Here is a 14,232-nt window from a genome sequence, read left to right as displayed (position 1 = left end):
CGGCGTGCGCGGTAATGCACAATAAGAGAATAATGATAGTGCTGGAGTTCATATGTGGACTGTGATTGGCATTTTTTTAGTTCTGGTTTTTATCGGCAATGTAATAAAGAAAAAAGAAACGCCCCCTACTAAAACAGGTAGTCGGGTGGCTGAGCCGTTGGTTGACGTTGAAAAACGAAAAGCATATACCCTGCAGGTTGACCCGGTAAAGCCGGTGACGAAGCCGCGGATGCTTTTGGGTGACATAGCGACGGATGACAAGGCGCCGCGCTCGTTAATGGTCGATGTAAATAAGGCTGCGCCCGGTATTACGATAGCGGAAGCGCTAAATCTTATTATGCATATCGACGGGTTTAAAGAGTATATGTTAACGCGCTATGCAATAACGGGATTAACTCACCTGGCACCGGCTTATATGTCCGATGTCCATGATAATTTCATGCGCTTAATTGTGAATAAACCCTTCTATGCTATTCAGCAATTTAACTGGGCACGAGTCATTGATTTTTCTTCTACCCCGCGGAGAAATATTTCTTCGTTATATCACTTTAGCCACCTGTCAAATCTGAGAAGCATATTTAAATCTGGGATTATTAGCCGCCAACGACTCGAAGAGGGTGGGCACCGTTTTCACTATAATGATGAACTGAGGCTGGAGGGGGTAAGGGATGCGATTTCCCTGTCGTTAGGCGAGGTGAATAAAAAAATGCTCTACAAATATTCCCAGGGGCTGCGCGATCGTGACTGGGTGATCTTCAAAATTAAAAAAGAGCTAATTAGCGGACCCACCCAACCTTCATTCGATCATCGGGCTTTGCTCAAACGAGCCATTTTTTGCCACCACAACGCGGCGTCTTCCGCTGTCAGAGCCATCAGCGTGGAGCAGCGGCAAAAACATCAGGCTTTCCAGGCGATGTTTTGCGGTGATAATCATCAAGATTCCGGCGATCGCCCGTATGATATCCAGGCCGAAATTTTATATTCTGGCGAGATCCCAGTCTGGTTTATTAGTGACGTTATTTTTTATTCCGCGGATAAGATCCCGCCGTGGTTACGCGACTATACGGTGAACATCGTGGTTGACCCTTCACATTTTTCTTTCAGGTGAGTTTATGGCCGTTCGTCCCGTCTTTATCCCGACCCGAGAAGGGGAGGCGCTGGTTGACATCGTTAACGTGGATTTCAGCTGGTCACCGGGTCTGGCGGTCAGCCAGAAACAAAAGTCTATTGCCGCGCTGCATGACGGTTACGCCCGGATGTCGCCGGGAGCAAAGATTCTTGAAGTATCCAGTAAATCTCCGGATGCACTGGGCGTTCAGCTCAGCGCCTTTAACATGGGCGTCGGTAGCCTCGGCGGACAATTTATCAGCGTGGAATCGCTGTTCCAGTCTTCGAAAGTGTTTACCGATAGCGGAACGGTACGCGGGCCCTTTCGCGAGCTGATGCGAAAGGCGCCAAAAGAGGCCCGGCGCGCGGAGGTGCTCAAAACTTCGGGGCGCTTAACCCACTTTTCCTTTCAGCCCAACGAGGCGCGTGAACCGGTTATCTGGCCGCTGGAGCCGAAAAGCGCGTTCTATGACTGGCTGTATCTCAACGCGCTGTACCACTCGCCTTGTAAAGAGCAGGTGCTGAACTATTCGGCCTTTACCGATATCGAATTTAATCCGGCGAAATCGGTCAACTGCCAGGCCTACTCCGTGGCGCTGTGGTGCGCGCTACGCCAGCGGCAATTGTTAACAGCGGCTATTCCCCCGCGAGATGCGTTCATCGCACTGATCGAACGCTTCACCATTTACAACACCAGCGATGGCGATCTCCGCAATATGTCTCTTTTCTAACTAATCAGGAGCGATAATGGCAAGGCAACGACTCAATGGCGATATCTCTGTGCCGACCGCTTCTGCGGCAGATACCTTTGACGATATTCCGCAGGCGCGTAAGCAGGCGATTCGGGAAGAGGTGATGGACGACTATTACGCGCGCCTCCAGGCTGTGAAAAAAGAGGTGGATGCGATGACCATTACCCAGCGCGAAATGTTTCACCGTAGTCTGACGGAGACGCTGGCATTGCTGTCGGTCGGGGAGACGAAAAAATGAATGAGAATAAAATCCTGGCCGCCGTTGCTGAATCCCTTAGTAAAACCCACGACGCCATCAACCAGGCCAATAATGCGCTCGGGACGCTGGCACGCGAGTATTTGTATCGCTCAATGCTGGAGAGCGCGCTCTCCGGCGAGCTGATTGCGATGGAAGCGGCCTTGAAATCGGTGCAGGAGCGTATCCAGCGCCAGGAAAAACATGAGGCGATGCTGGCGGAAATGGATCCCCAAAATCGGGAGGCGTTTAACGCGCTGTACGAAGAAAACAGGGCCAGATACGCCCGGCTGCTGAATGAAAAACACCCCGGAAAGTAAGCCGCCATCGCTGTATTCCGGCGGCGAAAAAAAAGCCAGCCAGGAACTGGCTGGCAAAGTTTCGGATACAACTCCATATTATGATTGGTGTTTCGGGGGAACCTGAACACCTGTCTGGACACGGCGGTAGACGCTGCAATACCCAGAAAGCTGGCCAGCTATCGTCGCCTCGGGGGTTATTCTCCGGCCAGCAGCTTTTTGCAACTGTAGATAAACGCGCTGGAACGCCGGGTTAACCCTTCAATCTCCCTCGGCTTCATGCCGTTACGCAGATGGGTCATAATCCATTGCCGATCGGCGTCGACATGGGAGCGGCAGTGGTATTTCGCTGCCTCTTTCTCTACTTTTTGCTGCGCCAGCAGGGCGGCGATCTCCTGCTGCTTTTGGCGGGCTATCGGCGCCAGCTCGCTGTCGTCGTGTCGCGCTATTTCGTTCCAGATCGCTAAGGCGCGCCGCAATAATCCCCGCTCCTGCAGACTTTGCGCCTGAATCTGTTTCTCTTGCAGTGTTGTTACCATGATATCGGCACGGCCCGTTCGCTGTGGGGTTATTTGTCATACAAATATGGCGATGATTGATTCAGAAAGAAAATGAATAATTTTTATCTTAATTATGAATGAATGGCATGATTTTATATCTTGCTGATTATAATAAATTTTATTGTGATGCGCGGGAGAGGGCAGGTCCGGCGTCTGAGAGGCTGGTGTGCGCTATCATCAGACTCCGGAAAGATAAAAATTACAAATCAATCAGCAAGTTGGCCGAGCGGCTGCGGGAGCAGCACAGGGCTATCTGCTGTGCGGCGGCGGCTTTCTCGGCCTCTGACTGTACCGTATCACGATGATCGGCCTCGCCGGCCATCAGCGGGGTCAGGCAGGCGCCACACATCCCCATTTCGCAGGAGAGCGCCACGGCAACGCCATGTTCCTGCAGCACCTGGGCAATGGTTTTATCGCCCGGGACCGGCCACGTCTCGCCCGACGACGCCAGGGTGACGGTAAACGTATCCTGACCATCGGTCGCCGCGGCGACCTTCAGCGGCTGGAAGGCTTCGCTGTGAACCTGCGCCTCGGGCCAGTTTTTTTCCGCCGCAATCCGCCGGGCGGTAGCCATAAAACCCGACGGGCCGCAGAGATACAGATGGTGGTCGGCGCGCGCATCGCCCAGCGTATCAGCCAACGATGTGCGTGGACTTTGCCCTTCATCTGAACAATGGACCACGCAGGTGCCGTGGCTGATGATTTTTGCCATTTCGCCGACAAAAGCCGCATTTTCCCGACGTTTAACGTAATAATGCAGCTCAAACGGCGTGCCCACCGCGTCGAGATACAGCGCCATGGTATACAGCGGCGTGATGCCAATGCCGGCGGCCAGCAGCGTTACCTGTCGCGCAGGCTGCAGCGCAAACAGATTGCGCGGCGGAGAGATAAGCAGCGTCTGGCCCGGGCGCAGCGTCTCATGAATATAACGTGACCCGCCGCGGGAGGCCTCCTCCCGGCTAACGCAGATCAGATAAGCGTCGGCGCCCGCTTCGGCGTGGGGACCGGTAAGCGAATACTGGCGAATTATCCCGCAGGGCAGGTGAACATCAATATGCGCCCCCGGCAGCCAGCCGGGAAGCGGTCTGCCGTCCTGGGCTAACAATGTGATAGCGAGGCTTTTGTCTCCCTCGCGCCACAGGCCATCGACAACCACCTTCAGTACGTCACTCATCACTCTTCTCCCTTTACACCAGGAAAAACTCACCAAAGCCCATTTTCTTCAGGCTACGACGATAGGCGATTGAACTGCGATCGGCGGGAATGTGCGCCTCAAGCGTTAAGTCCAGCGGCAGTCGTTCCGGACGCTGGGTCTCCACCATCAGACGGTCTTCTTCGAACACGCGCAGGTTGAAGGCATGTACCTCTTCGACCGGCACATGCAGATCAAAATTGCGCGCAATGGGGGCAAACATTCGGGTCACCCGCGATGAGACCGGTGAGGCGGCATTCATGATCACCAGTCGGGCCTCGCCGGGGAAATGGATGGTCAGGGTCGCCGTGAAGGGCAGGTGCAACTCAAAATGGCGCAGCCACTGGAAGCCGTCCGGGGCCCGAAATTCAGAACTGGCCGGGTAATTGCCGACCGAACTCCAGTAATCGGCGGTGAAGCCAAAGGGGGTCTCCTGCGGGATATAGTCGGGAACCAGCTGATTATCGGGATCCGCAAAGGTGTCGGTATGGATCCAGGCGAAGTGGGCAACATCGAGAAATCCCTCGACCTGGCGGCCGGCAAAGCCATTGACCTCAAATCCGGGGCAGTTAATCTGCTGGAAGCCCTCATCGTCCCAGTGGGGAAGGGTGGGTAACGGCATTGGGTTTTCCGCGTCGAAAGCCAGGCAGGTCCAGATCAGCCCGTAGCGCTCTTCGACCGCGTAGCAGGTGAGATTAAGCTTCGCCGGCACCGGACGATCGGGGCTTGAGGGAATGCGGTTGCAGAGGCCATCCTCCCCGAAGCGCAGGCCGTGATAGGGACAAACGATCCCTTCTCCATCATGGAAGCCCAGCGTCAGCGGCACGCCGCGGTGCGGGCAGACGTCGCGCGCAACCACGACCTGCCCCTTAACGCGATAGATAACCAGCTGTTCATCCAGCAACACTGCTTTCACCGGCGCGGCGCCAATATCTTCGGCGCGGGCGACCGGATGCCAGCAGCGGGCCAGGCGTAGCCAGTCTTCAGGATCGAAAGTGCAATGGGCGGGGGGCGTTGGCGCGGCTCTGTTCATGATTTTCCTTCCTGCTCACAGAATACATTTGTTTAATTGTTGTGAGTTTATTGTTGTCATATTAGGGTGTTGACATCCATCAGCATTATTTCACTCACCCGTTGCAAAAAAGAGGACAGGGTTGGCATGAGTCCGTTTTCGCGTTTTGCGCTCTATTTTGCTGAAGTCGCCCGCAGCGGCAGCCTGCGTCGCGCCGCTGAAAAGCTGCATATTTCGGCTTCGGCGATCAATCGCCAGATCCTGCAGGCCGAAGAGGCATTTGGTACGCCGCTGTTCGAACGTCTACCGGAAGGTCTGCGGATGACGGCCGCCGGCGAGCTGCTGTATGACAATCTGCTGCGCTGGCAAAAAGAGTTTCGCCTGACCCGGCAAAAGTTTGATGAGCTGCAGGGGCTGAAGCGTGGAACGGTCAGCGTGGGGATGGTGCAGGCGCTGGCGGAGGGGAGCTTTGCCGCGGCGCTGGCCGATATCATCGGCACCTGGGACTGGCTGGAGCTGGTTTTGCAGGTGGCCGACAGCCATACGGTCAGTGAAAAAGTCCGTCAGGCCGATCTTGATTTCGGCCTGATTCTTGACCCGGAAGGCCAGGCGGGGCTGAGCGTACTGGCGTTTGTTGAACTGGAAATGGGGGTGGTCATGCGTCCGGATAATCCCCTGGCGGATGCGGCTACGCTCTCGCTGGGGGAGCTCAGCCAGCAGCGCCATATCGTCCCTGGCGCTCCGCTGATTGTGCACGACCGTGTCGGCATGCTCTATCGCCATTATGATTTTAGCCCGGCCAACAGCATCAGCTGCAACGATATCCGGCTGATTAAATCGCTGGTGCTGAAGGGCAGCGGCGTGACCGTTCTGAGCCTGCTGGATGTTCTGGATGACGTGAAAAGCGGCCAGCTGGCGTTTGTTCCGCTGCGCAATAAGCTGCTGCGGCCGCTGACGCTGGCGCTGTGTACGGCGCCATCGCGCCAGCTATCTCGCCCGGCGCAAATGGCGATTCAAAAATTGACGGCGGTGATGGAGGAGATGCAAACCGTTGGCGGAGGTTAGCCCAGCGGGCCGCCCTGGATGGTTTCACACAGGCCATTGATAATTCGCTCTCCGGTCTCCTCCTTGAGCTCCTGATACCACGCCTGGGTCAGAGCCATATCTTTCCCGTGCGTGATGTCGCAGCGCTTGCGCGCCTTGAGTATCAGGTCGCGCACGCGCGCGCAGCGCAGCGCTTCGTACTGCCGCAGCGCGGAAACAATCTCGCGATTTTCCAGGAAAATATTGCCCAGCACCACCGCATCCTCCATTGCCGCGCAGCCGCCCTGTCCGATGTCCGGGGTCGTGCTGTGTCCGGCGTCGCCGAGCAGCGCGACCTTGCCGCGCACCAGGGTATCGAAGGGCTCAATGTCATGGATTTCAACGCGGTTGGTCGTCTGCGGATCCAGAGCGGCAATCAGTTTTTGTACCGCTGGCGCCCAGCCGCTGAAGTAGCGGCTGAGATCGTCGCGCAAAGTGTGCCGATCTTCGGCCAGACCGGCGGGCAGCGGAACATCAAAGAAGAAATAGAAACGGCCATGCGCCACCGGCATCAGCGAGACGCGCTTGCCTTCACCAACGAAGGTGGTCCACTGATCCGCCGGGGCAATGCTCTCATCGATATCCACCAGTCCATTCCAGTTGACGTAACCCGCATAGCGGCGTTCGGGCTTATGACCAAGTACATAGGGGCGCAGCGCCGAGTGGCTGCCGTCGGCGGCGATCAGAAAATCACCGTGGGCCGTGGTCCCGTCGCTAAACCAGACGGTCACGCCGTCGGCGTTTTCTTCCGCACGGGTCACCCGTTTACCAAACTGCACCGCCTCGCGTCCCCAAAAATCGAGCATCTCCCTTTGTAGTTCGCTACGTGACACGGGGCAGGGGCGGCCGCCGGTGCGTTCAACCAGCGGGGCAAGGCTAAACCGGGTCAGGGTTTCTCCGCCCTGATACTCTTTATAGGCTAAAAAGTGCATCGGGCCGCCGTAGGTTTCGATGATCTCGCCCATGCCGAGGTTTTTCATGCACTTCACGCCGTTTGGCCAGATGGAGATCGCCGCGCCGACCGGTTTTATCTCTTTCACCGCCTCAAACACCTCGCAGGTGATTCCCGCATTCTTCAAGGCCACCGCCGCGCTCAGACCGCCGATGCCGGCACCAATCACTAATGCTTTCATGCTGTTCTCCTTATATTGCGTCATCAGGAGGTGAGCAATTTGCGTACCAGCTTGCGCAAAGCACCAAAATCGGCCTTGCGGCGACAGCACGGCAAGGTTTCGCACTCATCTGGTGCGTTGGAGGGTGGCAACTGCCATTTTATGAACTAAAAATTTCTTAATGGTGATGACGGAATCGAAAGTTTCATGAATGGCGCCCCCCTGATGAGCGGACAAGCAACGGTGTCATAGGATAATTATCATTAATAAACAATAGGTTATTGAACTCTGCAACTGATGAGAGATCCGCGGTGCCACTCTGGCCTGCTTTGTGCACTGTGCAGACAACGTTGATGTGAAACAGGGGAATGATAATGTTGCAAAACAAGAACCGCGGTCAGTTTACGGCCGGGACAATGGGCAATGGCGCTGGATCCTGTCGGCGCGGTCAACGGCTGGCGACGACCCTGCGCCGGGCGATATCACGCGGACAACGCGGGGCGGCGGCAAGGAGCGACAATGATCCCGCTGACTCACTTTAACCAACTGCCTCCCGACGAGGCCGCGCGTCTGCTGGAACCGTGCGTGGCGATTGATAGCTGGGTGACGGCGCTGGTGCAGGCCCGGCCATATCCGGACCTTGCGACGCTGCACGCCGTGGCGCGGCAGACGTCGCTGGCGTGGGGCGAACCGGAACTGGATCTGGCGCTGAGCGCGCATCCGCGCATTGGCGAAAAACCCGCCGCCCGGCACGGGCATGCCGCGCTGTCGCGGCAGGAACAGGCGGCGGTCAACGATCGTGACGCGTCGCTCATCCAGGCGTTAACGGAGGGGAACGCCCGCTACGAAGCGCGCTTTGGCCGGGTATTCCTGATTCGCGCCACGGGCCGCAGCGGGGAGGAGATACTGCAGGCGCTGGGGCAACGACTGACCCACAACGCGGCGCAAGAGGTTGCGTCCGCGCTGGCACAGCTCCGTGAAATTACCTTATTACGACTAACGGGAGTCATTGGCGAATGAATACGTTAAGTACCCATATTCTGGATATTTCCACCGGTAAGCCTGCACAGGGAGTGGCGGTCAATCTGCTGCGGGGAGGGCAATCTATCGCCAGCGGCATCACGGATGAAAAGGGGCGTATCGCGTCGCTGGCGCCGGGCAAGCTAACCGCCGGTCGCTACCGGCTGGTGGCGGAGACGGGCGACTGGTTCACACGCGGCGGCCTCGAGACGCTGTATCTGTGCGCGCAGATTGATTTTGCGATTGCCGAGGAGGCGGATGAGCATTTCCATCTGCCGTTCTTGATTGCCCCGGGGGGCTGGTCAACCTATCGCGGAAGCTGAGCGCACCGACGCCCGGCGGCTGGCCGGGCTTGCTTATTCCGCCTCTCTCTGCCAGACGCACTCGCCGTTGACCCAGGTCTGGTGAATATTGCGTTCGTCGCCCAGCGTCATCAGGACAAACAGCTGTTCGTAAATATCCTGACAGCGGGAGAGGCGCAGCCGCTGCAGCGGCGTCACCCCTGGCGTGATGGCGACAAAGTCGGCCTCTTTTCCCGGCTGGAAGTTGCCAATCCTCTCATCGAGACACAGCGCGCGGGCTCCTCCCAGCGTAGCATGGTAAAACGCTTCGCTGGCACGCAGACGATAGCTTTGCAGCTGTGCCACTTTATAGGCTTCACCCAGAGTGCGTAGCATACTGAAGGTCGTCCCCGCGCCGACGTCGCTGCCGATGCCAATACGCACCTTCTGCTGCCAGCTGGTGGGCAAGCGGAACAGACCGCTGCCGAGAAACAGGTTTGAGGTCGGGCAGAAGGCGAGCGCCGAGCCGGTTTCGTGCAGGCATCGCCACTCCGCATCGGCGAGATGAATTCCGTGGGCAAATACGCTGCGTTCGCCGGTTAAGCGGTAGTGGTGATACACATCAAGATAGTGCTCATGCTCCGGCCACAGGCTTTTCACCCACGCAATCTCATTGAGGTTTTCGCTCAAATGGGTATGCAGCCAGGTATCCGGGAACTCTTCCCGCAGGCGTTGAACCGCCGTCAGCAGCTCTGGCGTCGACGTAGGGGCAAAACGCGGCGTGATGGCGTAGCCGAGGCGGCCCTGATGGTGCCAGCGCTGAATGAGCTCCCGGGTCTGCCGGTAGCTCTGCTCCGCCGTTTCACTCAGATAGTCCGGAGTGTGGCGGTCCATCATCACTTTACCGGCGAGCAGGCGCATATTCAGCCGCAGGGCTTCGGTAAACAGCGCATCGACCGATTCGGGATGCAGGGTACAAAACACCAGCGCGGTGGTGGTGCCGTGGCTCAGCAGCTGGTTGATAAAGAACTGCGCGATCTCTGCGGCATACTCTTCATCACAAAACTGACTCTCCACCGGAAAGGTGTAGGTGGTCAGCCACTCCAGCAGCTGCTCGCCGAAGGCGCCAATCATCTCAGTTTGCGGATAATGCACGTGCGCATCGACAAAACCGGGGAGCAACAGCTGCCCGCGCAGATCGAGATAGCCTGTTTGCGGATGCAGGTACCGTTCGCCCTCTTGCCACGGCAGCAGCGCCTGAATTTTTCCCTGCTGGATAAACAGCACGCCATCATCAAGGTAGCGCGCATGGCGAGCGATATCGTCGGCGCTGTCGGCGATGCGGGCGATATCGAAAAAAGCGCCGCGAACGGCGGTGTGGTATTCAATCATCAGGACAACCTTCTTTGTTCCAGACAGGGGCAGGGGTATTGAGCAAAATTAATGCCAGTTTGCCGGACGGGAGATACCGCGGCGCAGCGCCGCGGCAAAAGGGAGCGGGCTACTCTTTCTGGGTAAGCGGGCGGGAGGTCAAGCGCGATGCGGCGGGGGCGCGATCGTCGCGGGCGATCCAGCGATAGGCCGCGCCGCTCAGGAAGACGCCGATAAACCAGCTAAAGTTCGCCACTTCATGCAGGGCCGGAATAAAGCTAATCACCAGACCGATCGCCACCGATGGGATCAACGCCGCAATGGCTTTCGGGTTAAAGCCGTTGCGATACCAGTACTGACCCTGCGGCGTGGCATCAAACAAGTCGTCGACGGACACCTGGCCGCGCTTAATCAGGTAGAAGTCGACAATCAGAATACCAAACAGCGGGCCGATAAAGGCGCCCAGAACATCCAGCGTATAGTGAATCAGCTCCGGTGAGTTAAACAGGTTCCACGGCGTGAGCACAATGGAGCCGACCGCGGCGATCATACCGCCGGTACGGAAGCTGATTTTCTGCGGTGAGCAGTTGGAGAAGTCAAACGCCGGTGAGACAAAGTTGGCGACAATATTGATACCGATGGTGGCCGTAATCATCGTCAGCAGACCAATGGCGACCGCCAGGTCGTTCCCCACGCGGCTGACGGTTTCAATCGGGTCGGTGATCATCCGGCCGAACAGCGACTGGGTGCCGGAGACAATCACCACGGTAACGATCGAAAACAGCAGGAAGTTAAACGGCAGACCCCAGCGATTACCGCGGCGGATTTCCCCCATGCTTTTGCCGTAGCGCGAGAAGTCGCCGAAGTTCAGCAGCGGGCCGGAGAAGTAGGAGACCACCAGCGCGGTGGCGGTGATCATCTGCCAGGTCTGCTCGCCGGCGGTCAGCGATTTGCTGGCCAGAGTAAAGGAAATACCGTCAAAGCCGGTTTTGTATACAATCCAGCCCGCCAGCGCCAGCATCACCACGTAGACCGCCGGCCCGGCGATATCAATAAAGCGCTTAATGGCGCTCATCCCGTGCCAGAAAACCATCGCCTGCAGTAGCCACATGGTGGCGAAACAGAGCCATCCGAGGTGCGACAGGCCAAGGAAGGAGGCTGCGGTTAATGTCGCCAGCGAAGGCCAGAACTTGAGCAGCACCAGCATCAGCGCGTTGGCCGCCAGATAGGTCTGAATGCCGTACCAGGCGAAGGCGATAAGACCGCGGATCACCGCCGGGATATTGGCGCCAAAGACGCCAAATGCCTGACGACAGATGACCGCATAGGGTACCCCCGCCATCTGGCTCGGCTTCGCCACCAGGTTGGCGCACAGCTGGACGATACAAATTCCCACCAGCAGGCAGAGAAGGACCTGCCAGCTGGCCAGCCCGAGCGTGAAGAAGCTCGCCGCGACCACGTAGCCTCCCATGCTATGGACGTCGGACATCCAGAAAGAAAAGATGTTGTACCAGCTCCAGTTCTGGTCGCGCGTCGGCGCCAGATCCTCATTACACAGCCGTGGGCTGTAGCCGACGGTGGAGTCAGCGGCCTTAACCTGATGGGTATGTTGTCTGTTTGGCATGAAACCTGCTCCTCTGAATGAAAACCCTTTTACGTTACTGGTTGAGGCTGTTGCAGGATTCAGGCCAGAATCGTTAATCTTGTATACAAGAAATTTATTTTATGTATACGATTGGCTATCGAAAAGTAAAATCCGGAGTGGGTGAATGCGTAATGAAAACCGTCAGCAGGCCGCGGCAGCGCCGCATGACAAGGATGAATCCATCTATCAGGCCCTGATGACCGCCATCGTCGAACATCAGCTCCTGCCGGGCAGCAGGTTGCCGGAGGAGGCGCTGGCCGAAGTGTTCGGCGTGAGTCGGACCGGGATCCGCAAGGTGCTGCAACGACTCAATGCTGTGCAAATGGTGACATTAGCGCCCAAACGTGGTGCACAGGTCGCCAGCCCGACGGTGGAAGAGGCGCGGGAGATCTTCCGCACCCGCGCGCTGCTGGAGGTGGCGAACCTGCCCGATGTCATCGCCCGCTGCCAGCCACCGCACCTGGCGGCGCTGGAGGCGATTATTCGCCAGGAGCAGCAGGCGCATGAAACCGGTGATGGCCCGGCGGCGATTCGCTTTTCCGCCGAATTTCATATTCAGCTGCAGGCCATTTCCGGCAATCAGGTCCTCACCGAAATGGTGACCCGCCTGAGTCAGCGCTCTTCATTAGTGATTGCGGCATGGGGGGCGCCGTGGCGTCAGGGCTGTCGCTGCGACGATCACCAGCAGCTTGTCCAGCTGCTGCGGCAAAAAGCGCTGCCGCCCCTCAGCGCGGCGTTAACGCACCATTTTGAACATATTGTTGCCAGCCTCTGCTTTGAGCGGGCTGGTGAATGCCTGCCTGATTTTGCCCGGCTCTTTGCCGGCGACAAGGAGTCCTGATGGCCGCTATTTGTATACAAGTGATTAATCCCAACACCAACGCCGGGATGACCGACACCATCGCGACCGCCGCCCGCATGGCGGCGGCGCCGGGGACCGAGATTATGGCGGTCTCTTCACGGGAAGGGGTGCCGTCCATTGAAGGCCATTTTGATGAAGCCATCGCCGCCGTCGGCGTGCTGGAGCAGATTCAGGCCGGCCGCCAGCAGGGCGTTTCGGGCCACGTCATCGCCTGTTTCGGCGATCCGGGATTGCTGGCGGCCCGCGAACTGGCGCAGGGGCCGGTGATCGGCATTGCCGAAGCGGCGATGCATATGGCCACGCTGGTAGCCACGCGCTTTTCCATTGTGACCACGCTGCCGCGTACGCTGATCATCGCCCGCCATCTGCTGCACCAGTATGGCTTTTACGACCACTGTTCCGGGCTACACGCCATCGATCTGCCGGTGCTGGCGCTGGAAGACGGCAGCGGCGTGGCGCAGGAGAAGGTGCGCGCGCGCTGTATCCAGGCATTAAAAGAGGATGGCTGTGGCGCCATCGTGCTGGGCTGCGGCGGAATGGCGACCCTGGCCCAGGAGCTGACCCGCGAACTGCAGGCGCCGGTCATTGATGGCGTCAGCGCAGCGGTAAAGATGGTGGAGTCGCTGGTGGCGCTGGGGCTGTCGACCAGCAAACGCGGGGACCTGGCGTTCCCGGAAGCCAAAACCCTGAGCGGTAAATTTCAGGCATTCAATACATTTTCAATTTAAGGGGTGGGAGATGACGTCAGCAGCACAGAATTACCCTCGCGACCTGCGAGGATACGCCGGTCAACCGCCGCACGCGCAGTGGCCGAATCAGGCGCGCATTGCCGTGCAGTTTGTCCTCAATTATGAAGAGGGGGCGGAAAACCATGTTCTGCATGGCGACGCCGGTTCCGAGCAGTTTCTCTCCGATATTATCGGCGCCGCCAGCTACCCGGACCGGCACATGTCGATGGACTCGCTGTATGAGTACGGCAGCCGCGCCGGGTTCTGGCGCATTCATCAGGAGTTCAGCCGGCGCGGGCTGCCGCTGACGGTGTTCGGCGTGGCGATGGCCCTCGCGCGTCACCCCGATATCGTCGCGGCGATTAAAGCCGCCGACTACGACGTGGTTAGCCACGGCTGGCGTTGGATCCACTATCAGCATATGGATAGCGACATGGAGCGCGAGCATCTGCACAAGGCAGTGCACGTCTTAACCGACCTGTTCGGCAAGCCGCCAACCGGCTGGTACACCGGGCGGGACAGTCCCAATACGCGGCGGCTGGTGGTGGAACACGGCGGTTTCGAGTATGACAGCGACTACTATGGCGATGATTTACCTTTCTGGACCGAGGTGCCGTGCGGCGACGGTTCGCGCAAGCCGCATCTGATCGTCCCCTATACCCTCGACGCCAACGACATGCGCTTTGCCACCGCGCAGGGGTTCAATACCGCTGAGCAGTTTTATACCTACCTTAAAGATAGTTTTGATGTGCTGTATGAAGAAGGGGAAGATGCGCCGAAGATGATGTCTATCGGTATGCACTGTCGCCTGCTTGGCCGGCCGGGGCGCTTCCGCGCCCTGCAGCGTTTCCTCGATTATGTCCAGCAGCACGAGCGGGTGTGGGTCTGTACGCGCCAGCAGATCGCCACGCACTGGCGCGAAGTCCATCCGTACCGGGAATAGCTGTCGTTCCCGGCTAGCCCGGCTCAGCGC

16 protein-coding genes are annotated in these 14,232 nt (G+C 58.1%); 10 read left to right on the top strand and 6 right to left on the bottom strand.

Annotated features, from left to right (window positions below):
* The first annotated feature begins 52 nt into the window (after window positions 1-52).
* The 4 genes from OQV00_RS17115 to OQV00_RS17100 are packed head-to-tail and all read left to right on the top strand — an operon-like array spanning window position 53 to window position 2,414.
* Window positions 53-1,108 (top strand): DarT ssDNA thymidine ADP-ribosyltransferase family protein, encoded by a 1,056-nt coding sequence (locus tag OQV00_RS17115; RefSeq protein WP_004860289.1) that lies wholly within the window; start codon window positions 53-55, stop codon window positions 1,106-1,108.
* A 4-nt stretch (window positions 1,109-1,112) separates the two neighbouring features.
* Window positions 1,113-1,838 (top strand): DarT1-associated NADAR antitoxin family protein, encoded by a 726-nt coding sequence (locus OQV00_RS17110; protein ID WP_004860292.1) that lies wholly within the window; start codon window positions 1,113-1,115, stop codon window positions 1,836-1,838.
* Between the two features lie 16 nt (window positions 1,839-1,854).
* On the top strand, window positions 1,855-2,097 hold the full coding sequence (locus OQV00_RS17105) for a hypothetical protein (RefSeq protein WP_004860294.1): 243 nt from the start codon (window positions 1,855-1,857) through the stop codon (window positions 2,095-2,097).
* On the top strand, window positions 2,094-2,414 hold the full coding sequence (locus tag OQV00_RS17100) for a hypothetical protein (protein WP_048023096.1): 321 nt from the start codon (window positions 2,094-2,096) through the stop codon (window positions 2,412-2,414). The genes OQV00_RS17105 and OQV00_RS17100 overlap by 4 nt, the downstream gene beginning before the upstream one ends.
* Before the next feature lie 176 nt (window positions 2,415-2,590).
* Here OQV00_RS17100 and OQV00_RS17095 read toward each other — a convergent pair whose 3' ends face one another.
* From OQV00_RS17095 to hpxD, 3 genes are all read right to left on the bottom strand, one after another.
* The gene (locus OQV00_RS17095) at window positions 2,591-2,932 is read right to left on the bottom strand and encodes a hypothetical protein (protein WP_044023548.1); all 342 of its coding nucleotides are present in this window, start codon (window positions 2,930-2,932) and stop codon (window positions 2,591-2,593) included.
* A 220-nt stretch (window positions 2,933-3,152) separates the two neighbouring features.
* Window positions 3,153-4,127, bottom strand: a complete 975-nt coding sequence (locus tag OQV00_RS17090; RefSeq protein ID WP_075808842.1) for a PDR/VanB family oxidoreductase — start codon at window positions 4,125-4,127, stop codon at window positions 3,153-3,155.
* Window positions 4,128-4,140: 13 nt separating this feature from the next.
* The gene (hpxD, locus tag OQV00_RS17085; RefSeq protein ID WP_004860301.1) at window positions 4,141-5,178 is read right to left on the bottom strand and encodes a molybdenum cofactor-independent xanthine hydroxylase subunit HpxD; all 1,038 of its coding nucleotides are present in this window, start codon (window positions 5,176-5,178) and stop codon (window positions 4,141-4,143) included.
* Between the two features lie 126 nt (window positions 5,179-5,304).
* Between hpxD and hpxR the strand changes: the two genes are divergently transcribed.
* Window positions 5,305-6,222 (top strand): LysR family hpxDE operon transcriptional regulator HpxR, encoded by a 918-nt coding sequence (gene hpxR / locus OQV00_RS17080; protein WP_004860304.1) that lies wholly within the window; start codon window positions 5,305-5,307, stop codon window positions 6,220-6,222.
* On the opposite strand, the gene hpxO is transcribed toward hpxR, so the two are convergent.
* The gene (gene hpxO, locus OQV00_RS17075; protein ID WP_004860305.1) at window positions 6,219-7,373 is read right to left on the bottom strand and encodes an FAD-dependent urate hydroxylase HpxO; all 1,155 of its coding nucleotides are present in this window, start codon (window positions 7,371-7,373) and stop codon (window positions 6,219-6,221) included. The genes hpxR and hpxO overlap by 4 nt on opposite strands.
* 498 nt (window positions 7,374-7,871) lie before the next feature.
* On the opposite strand from hpxO, the gene uraD reads away from it, so the two are divergent.
* Window positions 7,872-8,372 (top strand): 2-oxo-4-hydroxy-4-carboxy-5-ureidoimidazoline decarboxylase, encoded by a 501-nt coding sequence (uraD, locus tag OQV00_RS17070; RefSeq protein ID WP_004860307.1) that lies wholly within the window; start codon window positions 7,872-7,874, stop codon window positions 8,370-8,372.
* Window positions 8,369-8,695 (top strand): hydroxyisourate hydrolase, encoded by a 327-nt coding sequence (gene uraH, locus OQV00_RS17065; protein WP_004860309.1) that lies wholly within the window; start codon window positions 8,369-8,371, stop codon window positions 8,693-8,695. The genes uraD and uraH overlap by 4 nt, the downstream gene beginning before the upstream one ends.
* Window positions 8,696-8,728: 33 nt before the next feature.
* Here uraH and guaD read toward each other — a convergent pair whose 3' ends face one another.
* Complete coding sequence (guaD, locus tag OQV00_RS17060; RefSeq protein ID WP_004860311.1) at window positions 8,729-10,045, bottom strand: guanine deaminase; 1,317 nt, start codon at window positions 10,043-10,045, stop codon at window positions 8,729-8,731.
* 109 nt (window positions 10,046-10,154) lie between these two features.
* Complete coding sequence (locus OQV00_RS17055) at window positions 10,155-11,648, bottom strand: NCS1 family nucleobase:cation symporter-1 (RefSeq protein WP_004860313.1); 1,494 nt, start codon at window positions 11,646-11,648, stop codon at window positions 10,155-10,157.
* A gap of 145 nt (window positions 11,649-11,793) precedes the next feature.
* Here OQV00_RS17055 and OQV00_RS17050 point away from each other — a divergent pair, with 145 nt between their 5' ends.
* From OQV00_RS17050 to puuE, 3 genes are read left to right on the top strand one after another with little or no spacing between them, the layout of a single operon-like run.
* Entirely contained in the window at window positions 11,794-12,510 is a 717-nt protein-coding gene (locus OQV00_RS17050; protein ID WP_015584690.1) for a GntR family transcriptional regulator, read from the top strand.
* Window positions 12,510-13,259, top strand: a complete 750-nt coding sequence (hpxA, locus tag OQV00_RS17045) for an allantoin racemase (RefSeq protein ID WP_004860317.1) — start codon at window positions 12,510-12,512, stop codon at window positions 13,257-13,259. The genes OQV00_RS17050 and hpxA overlap by 1 nt, the downstream gene beginning before the upstream one ends.
* A 10-nt stretch (window positions 13,260-13,269) precedes the next feature.
* On the top strand, window positions 13,270-14,202 hold the full coding sequence (gene puuE / locus OQV00_RS17040; protein ID WP_004860320.1) for an allantoinase PuuE: 933 nt from the start codon (window positions 13,270-13,272) through the stop codon (window positions 14,200-14,202).
* The last annotated feature ends 30 nt before the right edge of the window (window positions 14,203-14,232 follow it).

The organism is Klebsiella sp. DY2415 (genome assembly GCF_026314315.1).
Classification (GTDB): domain Bacteria; phylum Pseudomonadota; class Gammaproteobacteria; order Enterobacterales; family Enterobacteriaceae; genus Klebsiella; species Klebsiella ornithinolytica.
This window is presented reverse-complemented; position numbering and strand designations above follow the sequence as displayed.

What these genes read in the sequence shown, in the direction of transcription:
- hpxA (WP_004860317.1), top strand. Translation starts at nt 12,510, where the DNA reads ATGGCCGCTATTTGTATACAAGTGATTAATCCCAACACCAACGCCGGG.
- OQV00_RS17105 (WP_004860294.1), top strand. Translation starts at nt 1,855, where the DNA reads ATGGCAAGGCAACGACTCAATGGCGATATCTCTGTGCCGACCGCTTCT.
- guaD (WP_004860311.1), bottom strand. Translation starts at nt 10,045, where the DNA reads ATGATTGAATACCACACCGCCGTTCGCGGCGCTTTTTTCGATATCGCC.
- OQV00_RS17095 (WP_044023548.1), bottom strand. Translation starts at nt 2,932, where the DNA reads ATGGTAACAACACTGCAAGAGAAACAGATTCAGGCGCAAAGTCTGCAG.
- OQV00_RS17110 (WP_004860292.1), top strand. Translation starts at nt 1,113, where the DNA reads ATGGCCGTTCGTCCCGTCTTTATCCCGACCCGAGAAGGGGAGGCGCTG.
- hpxO (WP_004860305.1), bottom strand. Translation starts at nt 7,373, where the DNA reads ATGAAAGCATTAGTGATTGGTGCCGGCATCGGCGGTCTGAGCGCGGCG.
- OQV00_RS17090 (WP_075808842.1), bottom strand. Translation starts at nt 4,127, where the DNA reads ATGAGTGACGTACTGAAGGTGGTTGTCGATGGCCTGTGGCGCGAGGGA.
- OQV00_RS17050 (WP_015584690.1), top strand. Translation starts at nt 11,794, where the DNA reads ATGCGTAATGAAAACCGTCAGCAGGCCGCGGCAGCGCCGCATGACAAG.
- OQV00_RS17100 (WP_048023096.1), top strand. Translation starts at nt 2,094, where the DNA reads ATGAATGAGAATAAAATCCTGGCCGCCGTTGCTGAATCCCTTAGTAAA.
- OQV00_RS17055 (WP_004860313.1), bottom strand. Translation starts at nt 11,648, where the DNA reads ATGCCAAACAGACAACATACCCATCAGGTTAAGGCCGCTGACTCCACC.
- hpxD (WP_004860301.1), bottom strand. Translation starts at nt 5,178, where the DNA reads ATGAACAGAGCCGCGCCAACGCCCCCCGCCCATTGCACTTTCGATCCT.
- uraH (WP_004860309.1), top strand. Translation starts at nt 8,369, where the DNA reads ATGAATACGTTAAGTACCCATATTCTGGATATTTCCACCGGTAAGCCT.
- puuE (WP_004860320.1), top strand. Translation starts at nt 13,270, where the DNA reads ATGACGTCAGCAGCACAGAATTACCCTCGCGACCTGCGAGGATACGCC.
- OQV00_RS17115 (WP_004860289.1), top strand. Translation starts at nt 53, where the DNA reads ATGTGGACTGTGATTGGCATTTTTTTAGTTCTGGTTTTTATCGGCAAT.
- hpxR (WP_004860304.1), top strand. Translation starts at nt 5,305, where the DNA reads ATGAGTCCGTTTTCGCGTTTTGCGCTCTATTTTGCTGAAGTCGCCCGC.
- uraD (WP_004860307.1), top strand. Translation starts at nt 7,872, where the DNA reads ATGATCCCGCTGACTCACTTTAACCAACTGCCTCCCGACGAGGCCGCG.